This window comes from Nocardia sp. NPDC058244, assembly GCF_042882065.1.
In the GTDB taxonomy this organism is placed as follows: domain Bacteria; phylum Actinomycetota; class Actinomycetes; order Mycobacteriales; family Mycobacteriaceae; genus Nocardia.
In genome coordinates this window covers 26,566-41,583 of sequence record NZ_JBHVWX010000013.1, presented here as the reverse complement: position 1 = coordinate 41,583, position 15,018 = coordinate 26,566, and the positions used below count along the sequence as shown (strand labels likewise).

Annotated in this window: 16 protein-coding genes; 7 read left to right on the top strand and 9 right to left on the bottom strand. The window is 68.7% G+C overall.

All coding sequences use genetic code 11. From position 1 onward, the window contains the following. The first annotated feature begins 75 nt into the window (after positions 1-75). The 3 genes from argH (at position 76) to ACFVW6_RS31850 (ending at position 2,492) form a co-directional block, all read left to right on the top strand. Positions 76-1,494 carry an argininosuccinate lyase gene (gene argH / locus ACFVW6_RS31860; RefSeq protein WP_378832850.1) on the top strand — a complete coding sequence of 473 codons (1,419 nt, stop codon included), beginning with the start codon at positions 76-78 and terminating at the stop codon, positions 1,492-1,494. 146 nt (positions 1,495-1,640) lie between these two features. Continuing rightward, positions 1,641-2,141: a hypothetical protein gene (locus ACFVW6_RS31855; protein ID WP_378832852.1), complete on the top strand. Its 501-nt coding sequence runs from the start codon at positions 1,641-1,643 to the stop codon at positions 2,139-2,141. A gap of 27 nt (positions 2,142-2,168) precedes the next feature. Next, entirely contained in the window at positions 2,169-2,492 is a 324-nt protein-coding gene (locus ACFVW6_RS31850; protein WP_357350510.1) for a multidrug efflux SMR transporter, read from the top strand. 10 nt (positions 2,493-2,502) lie between these two features. Here ACFVW6_RS31850 and ilvA read toward each other — a convergent pair whose 3' ends face one another. From ilvA to ACFVW6_RS31830, 4 genes are all read right to left on the bottom strand, one after another. Next, a complete protein-coding gene (ilvA, locus tag ACFVW6_RS31845) occupies positions 2,503-3,720 on the bottom strand; it encodes a threonine ammonia-lyase (RefSeq protein ID WP_357350512.1) in 1,218 nt (405 codons plus the stop codon). 36 nt (positions 3,721-3,756) lie between these two features. Further along, complete coding sequence (locus tag ACFVW6_RS31840; RefSeq protein ID WP_378832855.1) at positions 3,757-4,092, bottom strand: STAS domain-containing protein; 336 nt, start codon at positions 4,090-4,092, stop codon at positions 3,757-3,759. Next, positions 4,073-4,573: an ATP-binding protein gene (locus ACFVW6_RS31835; RefSeq protein ID WP_378832858.1), complete on the bottom strand. Its 501-nt coding sequence runs from the start codon at positions 4,571-4,573 to the stop codon at positions 4,073-4,075. The genes ACFVW6_RS31840 and ACFVW6_RS31835 overlap by 20 nt, the downstream gene beginning before the upstream one ends. Positions 4,574-4,853: 280 nt before the next feature. Next, a complete protein-coding gene (locus ACFVW6_RS31830; protein ID WP_378832860.1) occupies positions 4,854-6,032 on the bottom strand; it encodes a serine hydrolase domain-containing protein in 1,179 nt (392 codons plus the stop codon). A 107-nt stretch (positions 6,033-6,139) separates the two neighbouring features. On the opposite strand from ACFVW6_RS31830, the gene ACFVW6_RS31825 reads away from it, so the two are divergent. The 3 genes from ACFVW6_RS31825 to ACFVW6_RS31815 all read left to right on the top strand — a co-directional run bounded on the left by ACFVW6_RS31825 (position 6,140) and on the right by ACFVW6_RS31815 (position 9,164). Then, the gene (locus ACFVW6_RS31825; RefSeq protein ID WP_355281760.1) at positions 6,140-6,862 is read left to right on the top strand and encodes a GntR family transcriptional regulator; all 723 of its coding nucleotides are present in this window, start codon (positions 6,140-6,142) and stop codon (positions 6,860-6,862) included. Positions 6,863-6,945: 83 nt separating this feature from the next. Continuing rightward, entirely contained in the window at positions 6,946-8,436 is a 1,491-nt protein-coding gene (locus tag ACFVW6_RS31820; protein ID WP_355281763.1) for an NCS1 family nucleobase:cation symporter-1, read from the top strand. Then, positions 8,436-9,164: an aspartate/glutamate racemase family protein gene (locus ACFVW6_RS31815; RefSeq protein WP_378832863.1), complete on the top strand. Its 729-nt coding sequence runs from the start codon at positions 8,436-8,438 to the stop codon at positions 9,162-9,164. Before ACFVW6_RS31820 ends, ACFVW6_RS31815 begins: the two co-directional genes overlap by 1 nt. A 16-nt stretch (positions 9,165-9,180) precedes the next feature. Here ACFVW6_RS31815 and ACFVW6_RS31810 read toward each other — a convergent pair whose 3' ends face one another. The 5 genes from ACFVW6_RS31810 to ACFVW6_RS31790 all read right to left on the bottom strand — a co-directional run bounded on the left by ACFVW6_RS31810 (position 9,181) and on the right by ACFVW6_RS31790 (position 13,864). After that, positions 9,181-9,534 carry a hypothetical protein gene (locus ACFVW6_RS31810; protein WP_355281768.1) on the bottom strand — a complete coding sequence of 118 codons (354 nt, stop codon included), beginning with the start codon at positions 9,532-9,534 and terminating at the stop codon, positions 9,181-9,183. 198 nt (positions 9,535-9,732) lie between these two features. After that, positions 9,733-10,302, bottom strand: coding sequence for an isopentenyl-diphosphate Delta-isomerase (idi, locus tag ACFVW6_RS31805; RefSeq protein ID WP_378832866.1), 570 nt, complete (start codon positions 10,300-10,302; stop codon positions 9,733-9,735). Then, complete coding sequence (locus ACFVW6_RS31800) at positions 10,299-11,174, bottom strand: geranyl diphosphate 2-C-methyltransferase (protein ID WP_378832868.1); 876 nt, start codon at positions 11,172-11,174, stop codon at positions 10,299-10,301. The genes idi and ACFVW6_RS31800 overlap by 4 nt, the downstream gene beginning before the upstream one ends. Continuing rightward, entirely contained in the window at positions 11,171-12,445 is a 1,275-nt protein-coding gene (locus tag ACFVW6_RS31795) for a family 2 encapsulin nanocompartment cargo protein terpene cyclase (RefSeq protein WP_378832871.1), read from the bottom strand. The genes ACFVW6_RS31800 and ACFVW6_RS31795 overlap by 4 nt, the downstream gene beginning before the upstream one ends. Before the next feature lie 12 nt (positions 12,446-12,457). Further along, positions 12,458-13,864: a family 2B encapsulin nanocompartment shell protein gene (locus ACFVW6_RS31790; protein ID WP_378832874.1), complete on the bottom strand. Its 1,407-nt coding sequence runs from the start codon at positions 13,862-13,864 to the stop codon at positions 12,458-12,460. 339 nt (positions 13,865-14,203) lie between these two features. On the opposite strand from ACFVW6_RS31790, the gene ACFVW6_RS31785 reads away from it, so the two are divergent. Continuing rightward, complete coding sequence (locus ACFVW6_RS31785; RefSeq protein WP_355281782.1) at positions 14,204-14,989, top strand: hypothetical protein; 786 nt, start codon at positions 14,204-14,206, stop codon at positions 14,987-14,989. Positions 14,990-15,018: the final 29 nt, after the last annotated feature.

Genomic DNA, 15,018 nt, shown 5'->3' with positions numbered 1-15,018 from the left:
CACCGGCCGGTCCCGTCACGGACCGGCCGGTGCCGTGCCCAGCCATGCCCGCCAGCCAGACCGGAGGAGAATCCGATGACCCACAGCGGAACCAACGAAGGTGCCCTCTGGGGTGGGCGATTCGCGTCCGGCCCGGCCGAGGCGATGGCGGCGCTGAGCAAGTCGACGCACTTCGACTGGGCGCTGGCGCCCTATGACATCCGCGCCTCCAAGGCGCACGCCCGCGTGCTGCACAAGGCCGGGCTGCTCGCCGACGACGACCTGACCGGCATGCTGGCCGGGCTGGACACCCTGGCCGCCGACGTCGCCTCGGGTGCCTTCGGGCCCGCCGAGTCCGACGAGGACGTGCACGGCGCGCTCGAGCGCGGCCTGATCGAGCGGGTCGGCACCGAGCTCGGCGGCAGGCTGCGGGCGGGCCGCTCCCGCAACGACCAGGTGGCCACCCTGTTCCGGATGTGGCTGCGCGACGGTGTGCGCCGCGTCGCCGCCGGCGTGCTCGACGTGGTCGACGCTCTGGTCGCCCAGGCCGCCGCGCACCCGGACGCGGTGATGCCGGGCAAGACCCACCTGCAGGCCGCGCAGCCGGTGCTGCTCGCGCACCACCTGCTCGCGCACGCCCACCCGCTGCTGCGCGACCTGGAACGCCTGCGCGACTTCGACAAGCGCGCCGCGATCTCCCCGTACGGCTCGGGCGCGCTGGCCGGGTCGTCGCTGGGCCTGGACCCCGAGCAGATCGCCGCCGAGCTCGATTTCACCGCGTCGGCGGCCAATTCGATCGACGCGACCTCCGCGCGCGACTTCGCCGCCGAGGCCGCGTTCGTGCTGGCCATGATCGGCGTCGACCTGAGCCGGATGGCCGAAGAGGTCATCATCTGGAGCACGCCGGAATTCGGGTACGTCACCCTCGCCGACGCGTGGTCGACCGGTTCGTCGATCATGCCGCAGAAGAAGAACCCCGACGTCTCCGAGCTGACCCGTGGCAAGGCGGGTCGCCTGATCGGCAACCTGACCGGCCTGCTGGCCACCCTGAAGGCCCAGCCGCTGGCCTACAACCGGGACCTGCAGGAGGACAAGGAACCCCTGTTCGACTCGGTCGCCCAGCTCGAACTGCTGCTGCCCGCCATCGCGGGCCTGGTCGGCACCCTCACCTTCCACACCGACCGGATGGCCGAGCTCGCGCCCGCCGGTTTCACCCTCGCCACCGACATCGCGGAATGGATGGTGCGCCAGGGCGTTCCGTTCCGGGTCGCGCACGAGGCGGCGGGCGCCTGCGTACGGGCCGCCGAAGCGCGCGGCGTCGGCCTCGACGAACTGACCGACGCGGAATTCGCCGCCGTCGACGCCTCGCTGACCGCGGGCGTGCGCGACGTCCTCACCGTGCAGGGCTCGATCGCCTCCCGCAACGCGCGCGGCGGCACCGCCGGTGTCCGCGTCGCCGAGCAGCTCGACGAGGTCCGTAAGAACGCCGACGACGCCCGCGCCTGGCTGAGCTGAGCCGGGAGCGGGCTACCGCGCACGGAGTATCCGGCGGTGCCCGCTACCTCCCGCGGAGGAGTCCCGGCTCCGTTCCGTGGGCCGATGCTTCGGCCGATGTCCACGGGCATCGTTGTCCCCGAAGGCTTTCCGCATCGGAGGACACCATGGGACAACGCTGGGCACTGCCCGTACTCGCTCTGCTGACCGCGACGACCGCCTTCGGCGCCGGTCTGTCCTGGATGACCCACATGCACCATCGCGCGCTCCGCTACCTCGACCCCGCGCGCATGACCGCCTTCGACGCCGGCTACGAGACGCTGTCGGACCTGACCGTGATCCCGGCCGGGGTCCTCGGCGTCGCGCTCTCGGTACTGGTGCTGTGGATCCGGCCTCGCGGCGTACCGATCTGGCTGCCGATCCTGACCCTGGCGCTGCAACTGTCGGTGTTCGTCACGCGCGTCTGGTGGTGGGGCGCGTTGGCCGAGCAGGTGCGTGACGCTGGCTCGGTGTGGATCGCGGGCGGCCTGCATCCCGCGTACGAACGGTATATGGCCACCAACGGGATCCGGATCGCGATCATCGCCGGGTACGCGCTGCTCGCCCTGGTCATGACGGTCCTCGCGGCGCGAGCGCGATCGGGATCACGCGGCGCGATCGAGGCGTGAGCTTCGCACGGCGGTTACCCTGCGGCCATGACCCTGGTCCTGCTGGCACTGGCCATCGCCTCCGAAGTGACCGCGACGGTGTCGCTGAAACTCTCGGAGGGTTTCACCAAGCTCGTTCCCTCGATCGTCGTGGTCATCGGGTACGGCGCCGCGTTCTACTTCCTGTCCCAGGTGTTGAAGCGGGGGATGGCGATCGGGGTGGCGTACGGGATCTGGTCGGCGGTGGGTGTCGCGGCGATCGCGGCGATCGGGGTGCTGTTCCTGGGGGAGCGGCTCACCCTGGTGCAGGTGGCCGGGATCGGGCTGGTGATTCTCGGGGTGCTCGCGCTGGAACTCGGTGGCGCGCACTGACTTCGGTGCGCTAGAGCTCGGCGCGGACGCGGAACCCGGCGTCGCGCAACGCTTCCAGGACGTCGTCGCGGTGGGCGGGGCCGCGCGTCTCGACCGTGAGCGACACCTCGACCTCGTCGACCTCGAGCCACATCCCGGTGCGCGAGTGGACGATGTCGACCACGCTCGCCCCGGCCCGCCCGACCACCCCGAGCAGCGCCGACAGCGCGCCGGGACGATCGGCGATGGTCACCCGCATGGCCAGGTAGCGGCCCGCCGCGCTGAGGCCGTGCCCGATCACCCGGGTGAGCAGCAGCGGGTCGATATTGCCGCCGGACAGGATGGTCACCACCGGGCCGGGCAGCGCGCGGTCGCGCAGGGGCGACAGCAGCGCGGCCACACCGGCCGCGCCCGCCGGTTCGACGATCAGCTTGGCCCGCTCCAGACACAGCAACAGGGCCTTGGACAGGGCGTCCTCGTCGACGGTCACGATCTCCCTGACCAGGTCCGCGACATGCGCGAACGGCACCGCGCCGGGCAGGCCGACCGCGATACCGTCGGCCATCGTCGCCATCCGCGGCACCCGCACCGGCTTGCCCGCCGCCAGGGAATCGGGCCAGGCCGCGGCCTCGGCCGCCTGCACCCCGATCACCGTGACGTGCGGCGCGAGCGCGGCGAGCGCGACCGCGACACCGGCGAGCAGGCCGCCACCGCCGGTCGGTACGACGACGGTGCCGACCTCGGGCACCTGCTCGAGGATCTCCAGCGCCACCGTCGCCTGCCCGGCCACGATATCGGGGTGGTCGAACGGGTGGATCAGCGTCGCACCGGTGCGCTGGGCGAATTCCTCTGCGGCGAGCAGGGATTCGTCGATGGTGTCACCCACCTGGTGCACCTCGGCCCCATAGGCGCGGGTCGCCACGAGCTTGGGCAGTGACGCGCCGATCGGCATGAACACCGTCGAGGTGGTGCCGAGTTCGGCCGCCGACCACGCCACCCCCTGCGCGTGATTGCCGGCACTGGCCGCGACCACACCCCGCGCCCGCTCGGCGGCGGGGAGGTTCGCGATCCGGTTGTAGGCGCCGCGCGGCTTGAACGACCCGGTGCGCTGCAGATTCTCGCATTTGAGCAGCACCTGCGCACCAGCCCGCTCCGACAGCACCCGCGACCCCACGGTCGGCGTCCGCCGGATCACCGGTGCCAGCAGCCGCGCGGCCGCCTCGATCCGCTCGAGCCCGACGATCTCCATGGGCCGAACGTACCGCCTCGAGCGTCGCCGACGAGGTCAGCAGGAGTCGACAGCCTCCTGCTCGGTGTCGTAGGTATCGAACACCGTGAGGAGGTTGCTGATCACGAGCAGATCCTGAATACGGTCGGTCACGTTGACCAGTGTGAGTTTCCCGCCGTCGCGGGTGACGGTTTGGTGGCTCGAGACCAATCCACCGACGCCGGCGGAATCGATGCGACTCACCGCTGCGAGGTTCAGCAGGATCTGCTTCTTCCCGGTGTCGATCAGATTCCGGATCTCCTCTCTGAGCTCGATGTCGCCCTCGCCGATGACGAGTTCCCCGGTCAGATCCAGGATGGTGACGCCGTTGACGCTACGTTCTTTGATCTCCATGGAACCCTCCTCTGGGTGGTGGTACTCCCCGCGCGACGGAGCGAGGGAGCTTGGTACGCAGGGTGAGTGTGAACCGCCCTCGCGGACCGTGGGCGACCGCGAGGGAATCGAAGAATGTGCGCATGAGGAGCACACCGCGCCCCGACGCGCGGAGCACGCCATCGGGGAGACGCGGATCGGGCACGGCATCGGGGTCGAATCCCGGTCCTTGGTCGCTGATCTCGATCAGTAGTTCGTCGTCCTCGATATCGAGGACGATCTCGACCGTGGCGTCCGGAACACCGGCGCCACCGTGTTCGATCGCGTTGACCACCGCTTCGTGGATCGCCAGTTCGATCGGCCAGACCGCGGAATCGTTGTCCCACATGCCGTGCAGGATCGGTGTGAGCCGGGCGTGCGCTCGCTCGATCTGCTCGATTCGACTGCCGATCACGACACACAGCGGCAGCGACGCGTCGGCATCGACTCCCGTTGGACGCATCACCGAACTCGATTCCTCGGGTACCGCAGACCGAGGCGACGCGCGCCGCCGAGTTACCGGGAACGCGGGACCGACCTGTCGAGCGTGTCACCGGAGATGCCGAGTGGCGCTGGTCGTCGCTGAGCCCGCTGGTCGTTCGCCATCTGTGCACTCCTCGCGTCGAAGGTGTCAGCGTCGAGAACAATCAGAAATGCACACTCGAGACTACAGCCCGGAACCAGCTCACGGCAGCCGGTTGGGCAAGCGCGGCGAGCGCGGAGGTATGGCGTTGGATCGGGTCTCAGCGGAGCCTGTCGGCTTTCGCGATGTTGTGGGCGGTGGTGCCGAGGCGGGTGAGCCGGGCGTCACCGAGCGGGGTGAGCTTGCCGCCGAGCCGGTTGGTGACGAAGGCCAGCGACATGCCGGTCTCGGGGTCGGCGAACGCGCCGGAGCCGCCGAGGCCGAAGTGACCGAAGGCCGAGATGGGGTCGGCCTTGGACGGTTTCATCGGGACACCGTGGAAACCCAGCGCCCACGGGATGCGGAACGCGAGAACATAGTCGGGAGTGAAGACCTGGCGGGTGGCGAAACGGCGGATCGACCCGGGCTCCAGGACGCGGGTGCCGTCGAGCTCGCCGTCGTTGGCCAGCGCCGCGTAGACGCGGGCCAGCGCGCGGGCCGAGAACACACCGTTGACGCCCGGCATCACCGAGTCGTGCACGCGCGGGTCGACGATGAGGTCGGCGAAACCGCGCGGGGTGGTCTCCGCGGCGGCCGCGTACCGGGTGCGGGTGAGCAGGTCCGAACCGCGGTCCCACTCCATGCCCGCCGCCCGCAGCCGCGGGAAGGTGGTGGCGATGCGGTGCCGCTCCTCCTTCGGCACCCGGAACCAGAGTTCGTCGGCGCCGAGCGGTTCGGCGAGCTCGGTGCGCACGACGTCGACGAAATCGCGGCCCGTCACCCGGCGCACCAGTTCGGCGGCCAGGTGCCCGTAGCTGATCCCGTGATAGCCGCTGGTGACGCGATGCCGGGGATCGGGGGTGGCCGCGGCCAGCGCGGCGGTGACGGCCTCGTCGTCGAGGAATCGCTCGGCGGGCCCGGGCAGCAGGCCGCGCAGCCGGTGCAGGCCGGCCCGGTGGGTGAGCACATCGCGGACCGTGATGTGTCCCTTGCCCGCCGCCGCGAACTCGGGCCAGTACTCGGCGACCGCGGTGTCGTAGTCGAGCTGTCCGCGCTCGGCGAGCTGGTGGATCACCGTGGAGGCCACGCCTTTTCCGGTGGAGAAGGCCAGCGCCACCGAATCCGACGCCCAGGGCACCCCGGGGCTCGCGTACCCCGCCCACACATCGACCACCGGTTCGCCGTGCAGGTACACGCACAGCGCGCCACCACCGTGCGACGGCTTGCGGAACAGGCGGTCGAACATCGCGACCAGGCTGACGAAACGGCGATCCACCGACTGCGTTGTCGAAACTCCCATCGTTCGAGCATGCCACCCCCGCACACAGGACCGGTCGGTACGGTGATCGTTTCCTGACCGTCACATAGATGACCGCGGGCGCAATACATCGTCCATAGCATGTGGATATGCCCCCGAGACGACGATCGGCGCTGCTCGCGAGGCTCGTGGTGGACGAGCCCGGCCGCCCCCAGGTGATCCTCGGCGAACTACGCCGGGTGATCCTCGACGGCGCCGTGCCACCGTGCACCGTGATTCCCCTGCGTGAAGTGGCCGTGCTGTTCGGGGTGAGCCACATCCCCGTGCGCGAGGCGCTCAAGACGCTGATCGGCGAGGGACTGGTCACCCATCGCCCGCAGCGCGGTTACCAGGTGGCCCAGCTCACAGCCCGCGAATTGCGTGAGATGTACATCGTGCGCGACACCTTGGAAACCGCCTCGCTCGCGGCCGCGGCGACCAATGCCGGCGAGGCCGAGCGCGCGCACCTGCTCGCGGTGAACGAACTGCTCGAGCGGGCGATCCTCGACGACGACCCCGAGACCTATCAGCGGCAGTCGCGCAGCTTCCATGTCGCGCTGACCCGGCCGTCGCGGATGTTCCGGCTGCTGCACATGCTCGAATCCGCCTGGAACGTCACCGAACCCGTGCAATCGATGGTCCACATCGACCGGTGCGACCGGGAACGGCTACACACCGACCACATCGCGATGCTCGACGCGTTCCTGGCCCGCGATGTCGAACGGTTGCTCGCCGCCGCCGAGGAACACCACCGCCGACTGGAATCGGTCATCGCGACCCTGCCCACCGATACCGGATTGCTCGCGCCGGAAGATATATCTTCGGTGCAATAGCCGGGAAATTGTCGGGAAACCGAAGGGCAACTGCTGATACTTACCGTCAGCGAAGCAGATTCACCCTTCGGATGGGAACGACCATGACCGATACCATCACCTCCTCGGCGGGGGTACCCGCCGGTGATCCACCCGCCTACGATCCGCGGCTGACGAACGAGGATCTGGCGCCGCTGCGGAAACAGAGCTGGGGCACCTACAACATCTTCGCGTTCTGGATGTCGGATGTGCACAGTGTCGGCGGATATGTCACGGCCGGTAGCCTTTTCGCGCTCGGCCTGGCCAGCTGGCAGGTGCTGGCGGCGTTGCTCATCGGTATCACCATCGTCTATTTCTTCTGCAATCTGGTGGCCAAGCCCAGCCAGGTGACGGGCGTGCCCTATCCGGTGATCTGCCGCAGTGCTTTCGGGGTCCTCGGCGCGAATATCCCGGCGATCATCCGCGGGTTGATCGCGGTCGCCTGGTACGGCATCCAGACGTTCCTCGCCTCGGCGGCGCTGGATGTCGTGCTGGTGAAACTGTTTCCGGGGCTGGCGCCCTACGCCGTCACCGCCGACTACGGTTTCCTGGGGTTGTCGCTGCTCGGCTGGGGGAGCTACCTGCTGCTCTGGGTGGTGCAGGCGTGCGTGTTCTGGCGCGGCATGGACTCGATCCGCAAGTTCATCGATTTCTGTGGTCCCGCCGTGTATGTTGTCATGTTCGTGCTGTGCGGATATCTCATCGCGAAAGCGGGCTGGGGCGCGATCGACCTGAGCCTGGGCGAGGTGAAGTACACCGGCTGGGCGTCGGTGCCGGTGATGCTCGGCGCGATCGCGCTGGTGGTGTCCTACTTCTCCGGACCGATGCTGAATTTCGGTGACTTCTCCCGCTACGGCAAGAGTTTTCAGGCCGTGAAGACCGGCAATCTGCTCGGCCTGCCGGTGAATTTCCTGCTGTTCTCGTTGCTGGTGGTGATCACCGCGTCGCTGACGGTGCCGGTCTACGGTGAATTGATCACCGATCCGGTCGCCACCGTCGCCAAGATCGATTCCACGTTCGCGATCGTGCTCGGCGCGCTCACCTTCACCATCGCCACCATCGGCATCAATATCGTCGCGAATTTCATCTCGCCCGCGTTCGATTTCTCGAATGTGAGCCCGCAGCGGATCAGCTGGCGGGCGGGCGGCATGATCGCCGCGGTCGGTTCGGTGTTGATCACGCCGTGGAATCTCTACAACAACCCCGATGTCATCCACTACACGCTCGAGGTGCTCGGCGCCTTCATCGGCCCGCTGTTCGGCGTGCTGATCTGTGACTACTACCTGGTGCGCAAGCAGAAGGTGATCGTCGACGATCTGTTCACGATGTCCGAGCGGGGGGCGTACTGGTACCGCAAGGGCTATCACCCGGCCGCGGTCGTGGCGACGGCCGTCGGTGCCCTCGTCGCCGTGTTCCCGGTGCTGGCCAACAGCCTGCCGGGGATGCACACCGCCGCCCAGTACAGCTGGTTCATCGGCTGCGGTCTCGGTTTTCTCACCTACTATCTGCTGACCGCGGCCAAGCGCGCGGCGGCTACCCAGGAGGTCGGTGCCTGATGCGGATCCGGGTCGTCAACCCGAACACCACCCGGGCGATGACCGAGACGATCGAGCAGTGCGCCCTGGCCGTCGTCGGCCGGGGCACGCTGCTCGACGCGGTCACCTCCGAGACCGGTCCCGTCTCCATCGAGAGCCACTACGACGAGGCGATGAGTGTGCCCGGTCTGCTCGCGGCGATCCGGCAGGGCGAGGCCGACGGCGTGGACGGCTATGTGATCGCCTGCTTCGGTGATCCGGGGCTGGACGCGGCCAGGGAACTGGCGGCGGGCCCGGTGATCGGCATCGCGGAGGCGGCCATGCACACCGCGAGCCACCTCGGCCGCGGGTTCAGTGTGGTGACGACGCTCGGCCGCACCCTCGGTCGCGCCGCCGACCTGGCCGAACGCTATGGGATGAACCGCTTCTGCCTCGGCATCCACGCCTGCGACCTGCCGGTGCTCGCCCTCGATACCGACCCGGACGCCCGCAAGATCGTCACCGAGGCGTGCCGGACGGCGGTGACCGCCGACGGCTCCGACGCGGTGGTGCTCGGCTGCGCGGGCATGGCCGACCTGTGCGCGCATATCAGCGCGGAGATCGGTGTGCCGGTGATCGATGGCGTCGCGGCCGCGACCCTGACCGTGCAGTCGCTGATCACGCTCGGGCTGCGCAAATCGGGCAGGGGAGAGTTCGCCGCGCCGCCACCGAAGCCCTACACCGGGTTGCTGGAATCGTTCGGCTCCTGAGTGCCGGAGCGCCGGGTCAGACGGCGATCGCCTCGGGCGTCAGCGCGCGCAGGACGGCGTCGAGATCGTCGACGTCGACGACCAGCCGGGTGAAATCGGGTCCGTCCAGGTCGATGCGGACAGCGCTGCCGCCGAAGGTGGTGTCCCAGAATTCCTTCCGGCCCTTGCCGCGGTAGACGCCGGCGGCGATGACGCCGGGGATGAAGGTGCCGGGGGCGCGGACCCACGGCGGGCGCAGGTCGACCTCGGCGGGGCGGATGCCGGTGATGGCGGCGCGGTCGATCACGACCTGCTGGCGCAGGGCGAGCAGGCGATGCCCGCCGAGCACATTGACCGTCACCGTGTCGTCGTTGATCTCGACCTCGACCATCGCTACCTCACTCGCCGTCGGTGTAACCGTTCCCTGTTCAGGGTCCGCGCCCGGCCTGGTCGGCGACTGTGGCCAGCCTGTGATTTCACCAAGAACTCAGAACATCGGCAGATATAGATATGCGCATCTAACGAATAGGTGCCTCCTCGGTATGGGTGGACAGCGTGCTGTCAGGGAAAACGGCAAGGAGGGGAGGGGCTAGGCCTGGGTGGCGGTGTGTGCCCGGTCGGCGATCTCGAGCACCTCGGCCAGCCACGGCGTATACCGCCCCGGATTGTCGGTGAGGTCGGCTCGCAGGGCGTGCGGGGCGATCCAGGCCCAGGTGGCGATCTCGGCGGGATCGGGCCGCGGTGGCACATCGCCGACCACGCCGATCACGACGTGGTCGTATTCGTGCTCCACCCGGCCGGTCTTCTCGTCGCCCGCGCGGTACCGGAAGGTGCCGACCTCGGTGAGCTCGGCCGCCATGCCGAACTCCTCGCGCAGCCGGATCGCGGCGGCCTCGAGCACCGCCTGACCGGGTGCGGGATGACCGCAGCAGGTGTTGGCCCACTGGAGCGGGAACCGGGTCTTCACCGCGGCGCGCTGCTGGATCAGCACGTGGCCGTGCCGATCGAACAGCAGTACCGAGAAGGCGCGGTGGAGCGTGCCCGGTGGCCGATGAGCATCGGCCACCGAGCACGCTCCGATCGCCAGACCCGCGTCGTCGACCAGTTCCACGGGCAGGGCTTCGCGGTCGGTCGACGGTTCGGCGAGCTGTTCGGTCACCTGGCCACCTTATCGGCGACGATCATCAGGTACTGGAAGCTCCCCTCGCGGTAGGCGGTGAGGAAGGGCTGCTCGACGCCGGTGGCGAGCTCGGAATGGGTGCGCAGCTCCCAGTACGGGATGGTGTCGGGGGTGAGGTCGACCACGGTGGTGGGGATGAGGCCGTTGTCGGACAGGGCCCGGAAATACTCGCTGCGCGGATGGATCATGCAGCCGTAGTGCGCGTCGATCCAGCTCACCGAGGCGGACCGGCCGCCGGTCACGTCATTGGAGCAGCCGGTGATGCAGACGTAGCGGCCACCGGGTTCCAGAAGCCGGGCGAACTCGTCGAACAGGTCGAACAGGTCGACGTACATGGTGGTCTCGTTGGTCCAGATGCCGCGCACCGACTCGTCGGCGAAACCGGTGTCGAGCATGTTGCGGAAGTGGAATTTGACCCGGTCGGTGACCCCACGCGTCGCGGCCTGGTCGTTGGCGAAGCCCACCTGGTATTCGGAGATGGACACCCCGTCGACCTGGCAGCCGAAACGCTCGGCCGCCATGAAGCTGGTGCCGCCGCGGCCCGAGCCGCCGTCGACGAGGCGGTCCGCGTTCTGGATCGGCCCGAGATTGTCGAGCAGGAAGTCGGCCTGGGCGGTCTCGAGCCGGTGCAGTTCCCGCACGATCCGGTCCTGCTTGGTCGCCTCCGGCCCTTCGATGACCGACCAGTCGGGGGCGCCGATGCCGTAGTGGTGGTGGTAGAGACCGTCGACCTCGCCGAGCTTGGTGTTCACCCGATCGTCGTTGGGGTTGTTGTTCCAGTAGGCCGCGACGGAGCGCTGGTACGTGGTGCGCAGGACGGTGCGGTCGGTCTGGGGGTTCGCGATGGTCATCGGTCGTCCTCTCCTGGAGCGATGTCGTGGTAGCGGCGGCTGCCGGCGTGCCAGGCGCGGTTGCCACCCATCCAGGCCCACAGGCCGGCCAGGAATCGGCGCAGCTGGGGTGAGCCCGCGGCGGCGAGCGGGGCCGCTTCCCGTTCGAAGCGGTGCATGAGCTCGTCGTGGATCTGTGCGGTTCGCAGGACCGCGTCGGCGCGGCCGCAGCCCTCCTCGGCGGCCAGGACCGTCGGCAGGTTGAACTCCCTGCCGCCGGAAAGGTCCTCGCGCGCCATCGAATACAGGTCGTTCACCATCTGGGCGGCCAGCGCGGCCGTGGTGGTGACCCGTCGGACGGCCGGATCGGTGTACTCGGGGGCACCGAGCTCGTAGCCCCCGACGACGTCGATCGGCGCCATACACGGCAGGAAACTGTGCGGCTGCCGGTTGGTGAGGTACTCCCAGACCGGTGGCATCCGGTCCGCGGCGCGCCAGCCGGCCTCGGCGCCGAGCGCGATGAACCAGCCCGCGATCTCGGTGCGTAACCTGGCCAGCTGCGCCGGGCTCGCGTACCCCGCCAGGCACGCGAAGGAGGTGCGGAACGCCCGCAGGATCGGGTCGGCCTGCATGGCCTGTTCGAGCCGGGGCGCGTACCGCGCGGGCAGGTGCGCCGGGTCCATCGCGGCCGCGGCGAGCTCGAGCCGGGGTCCGAGTTCGGCGGCGGCGCTGGACGGGGTGCCGTCGGGTGCGGTGTCGCCAGGGGCGTCCTCCTCGCAGTAGTAGTCGTCGACCGACCATTCGGCGACCGCGCAGCGGGCGGCGCCCAGGAGCAAGTCGGGGTCGTCGCAATCGGGGTGGGCGAGCATGATCAGCCGGCCGAAGTCGGCCTTGCCGAGTTCGTCGAGTCGTCCTTCGTAGAGGCCGATCTCGGCGGCCCAGGCGAGCAGGCCGACATTGACGGCCTCGGCCAGCGCGGGATCGTCACGTTCGGGTGGCGGACAGTAGAGAGGCGGAATCTGCTGCGGTGCACCGCTCTTCGTCTCGGTGACCGGTGGAGCCTGCTCGCTGCGCCACAGGCTGGTGGTGCCGAGGCCGGTCGGACCCGGCAGCCGGCGCGGGCCGAACGGCCGGGGCGGGGACGGCGAAACCCGGTGGGGGAGTGTGGATGCCGAGGTGCCGAGCCGGGTGAACAGGACCGCGGGTGCCGTCGCGTCGTGCAGCAGGGCGGCCACCGTGGCGGCGAGCTCGGTGCTCGCGTGCGGCGCCGCCGCCCTGGTGAGGATCGACACGGCGCGCGCCGATCAGTCGGCCCGGCGCGCGACGAGGACGTCGTCGAGAACGCCGAGCGCGTCGGGGACCAGGACGGCGGCCGAGTAGTAGCAGCTCACCAGGTAGGACATGATCGACTGGTCGTCGATCTGCTTGAACCGGACGTTGAGGCTCGGCTCGTACTCGTCGGGGATGCCGGTCTGATGCAGGCCGACCACGCCCTGGTCCTTCTCCCCGATCCGCATCGCCATGATCGAGGTGGTCTGGGTGGCGCTGACGGGGATCTTGCCGCACGGCAGGATCGGCACGCCGCGCCAGCCGGGGACGCGGTGGCCCTGGAACTCCACCGGGTCGGGATACAGTCCGCGGCGCGAACATTCGCGACCGAACGCCGCGATCGCCTTCGGGTGCGCGAGGAAGAACTTGGTGCCGCGGCGCATGCTCAGCAACTCGTCCATGTCGTCGGGGGTCGGTGCGCCGGACTCGGTGGTGATGCGCTGCTTGAGGTCGCAGTTGTGCAGCAGGCCGAACTCCGGATTGTTCACCAGGTCGTGCTCGCGGCGTTCGTAGAGCGCCTCGACGGTCAGGCGCAACTGCTGGTCGACCTGGTTCATCGGGTCGTTGAACAGATCCGCGACGCGGGTGTGGATCCGCAGCACGCTCTGCGCCAGGCTGAGCTCGTATTCCCGGGGACTCGCGTCGTAGTCGACGAAGGTGCCCTCGAGCAGGGGCTCTCCGGAGTGGCCCGAGGAGATCTCGATATCGGCCTCGCCCTTGGAATTCTGCGTTCGCTGTGGCGTCCGGGCGGCGTCGGAGCGAATGCGGGCGAGGTCGGGATTCATTTCCAGGAATTGCTCGAACGATTGTCTGGGCAGACACAGAATTGTCGTTCTGGTCACCGTTTTCACGGTGTCCGGCCAAATGGCCGACGGGTCGGTGAGCATGTCCTCGCCGTAGTAGTCACCGCCCGACAGCATGCCGAGTTTGGTCGACTCGCCGTATTCACCGGAGCCGATCCTGGCGAGTTTCCCGTGGACGACCAGGATCACCTGATCCATGGGATTGCCGAATTCGGCGACGACGGCACCGGGATCGAGATCGTACTGGACGAAATTGTCGGCCAGCGGGCGCAAGATCAGCTCGTCGTCGACATCGCGCAGCGCGGGCAGTTCGCGCAATTCCTGGGGGATCACCCTGGCGCGCGCACCGTCGACGACGAACTCGACCTCGCCGTTGCCGACGGTGTGGGTGAGTCGCCGGTTGACGCGGTAGATACCGCCCGCGACCTGCACCCATGGCAGCGCGCGGGACAGCCACCGGGAGCTGATGCCCTGCATCTGCGGCTCGGATTTGGTGGTGTGCGCCAGCTGATGCGCCGCGGTGGTACTGAGGCTCTTGCGGACGGAATTGTCTGTGGGCAGCGGCATTTCGATGGTCATGGAGATCCTCACCTCGGGACGGAAATCGGCACGGCCGATCGGCCTGTGTGGCGCGACGATGCGCGACAGGCTGGGGGTGGGTAACGATGCGAATCGAATGGTCCTGCGCGGGGTGAAACCGGGCGTGTGAAACGGTGTTACACGAAAGTCGATGCGTGTCAGTGCGTTCCGGACGAGTTCGATGGTAGGTGGTCGGCGGCGCCGTGCGCGAGCTATTCGCGAAAACATGGCTGTGACCGGGAGATCCCTTGCGCGGTAGGCGATTGCGGACCGCGAGATGTCCTGGGATGAATCGCGGATCGATGCCGGAATCGGATCAGGGGTCGTTATCGTCGGATCATGTTCACCTGGATATACGAGCTACCGATCTGGCTGGACTTCCTTCTCATCACCGGCACGGCCGTCGGGCTCACCGTGACCGGGATCCTGCTCAGCAGAGCGGCGGTGCAGCGTGCGTTCGGACCCGAACCCGGCTGGAACGAGACCGTCACGATGGTGCTCACCGTCGGCGGGGTGTTCTACGGGTTGCTGCTCGGGCTCATCGCGGCCGCCACCTACGAGTCCTACGACGTGGCGCAGAGCCGGGTCGCCGACGAGGCCGCCGCGATCGGCACGCTCTACCGGGAGGTGAGCGCCTATCCGGAGCCGTACCGGGAGTTGCTGCGCGAGGATCTCGCCGACTACACCCGCGATGTGCTCGACGTCGTCTGGCCCGCGCTGCGGGAGGGCGAGGAGCCGATGGGTGGCACCGCGCTGGTGACCAGGTTCCAGGGGCACCTGCTCGAATTCCGGCCGTCCAGCAGCGCCGAGGAGATCGTGCACGCCGCCACCATCGACCAGTTCGCCCGCTTCGATTCCGACCGCAGACACCGGATCAATGCCACCAAAGGCGGCATTCCGGACGTGCTCTGGTGGACGATCCTGGTCGGCGGCGCGGTGAACCTGGTGCTGCTGTGCCTGTTCAGCCTCGGCAAACACGCGCATCTGGTGCTCGGCGGCTTGTTCGCGTTCTTCCTCGGCGCGATGATCTTCCTGATCGCCGCGCTGGACTATCCGTTCCGCGGCGATCTCAGTGTGAGCAGCGAGCCGTTCGACAGCGTCTACGTCAACGTGATGGGCCGCTGAACTGCCACGGTGTGACCCGAATCGCCGCA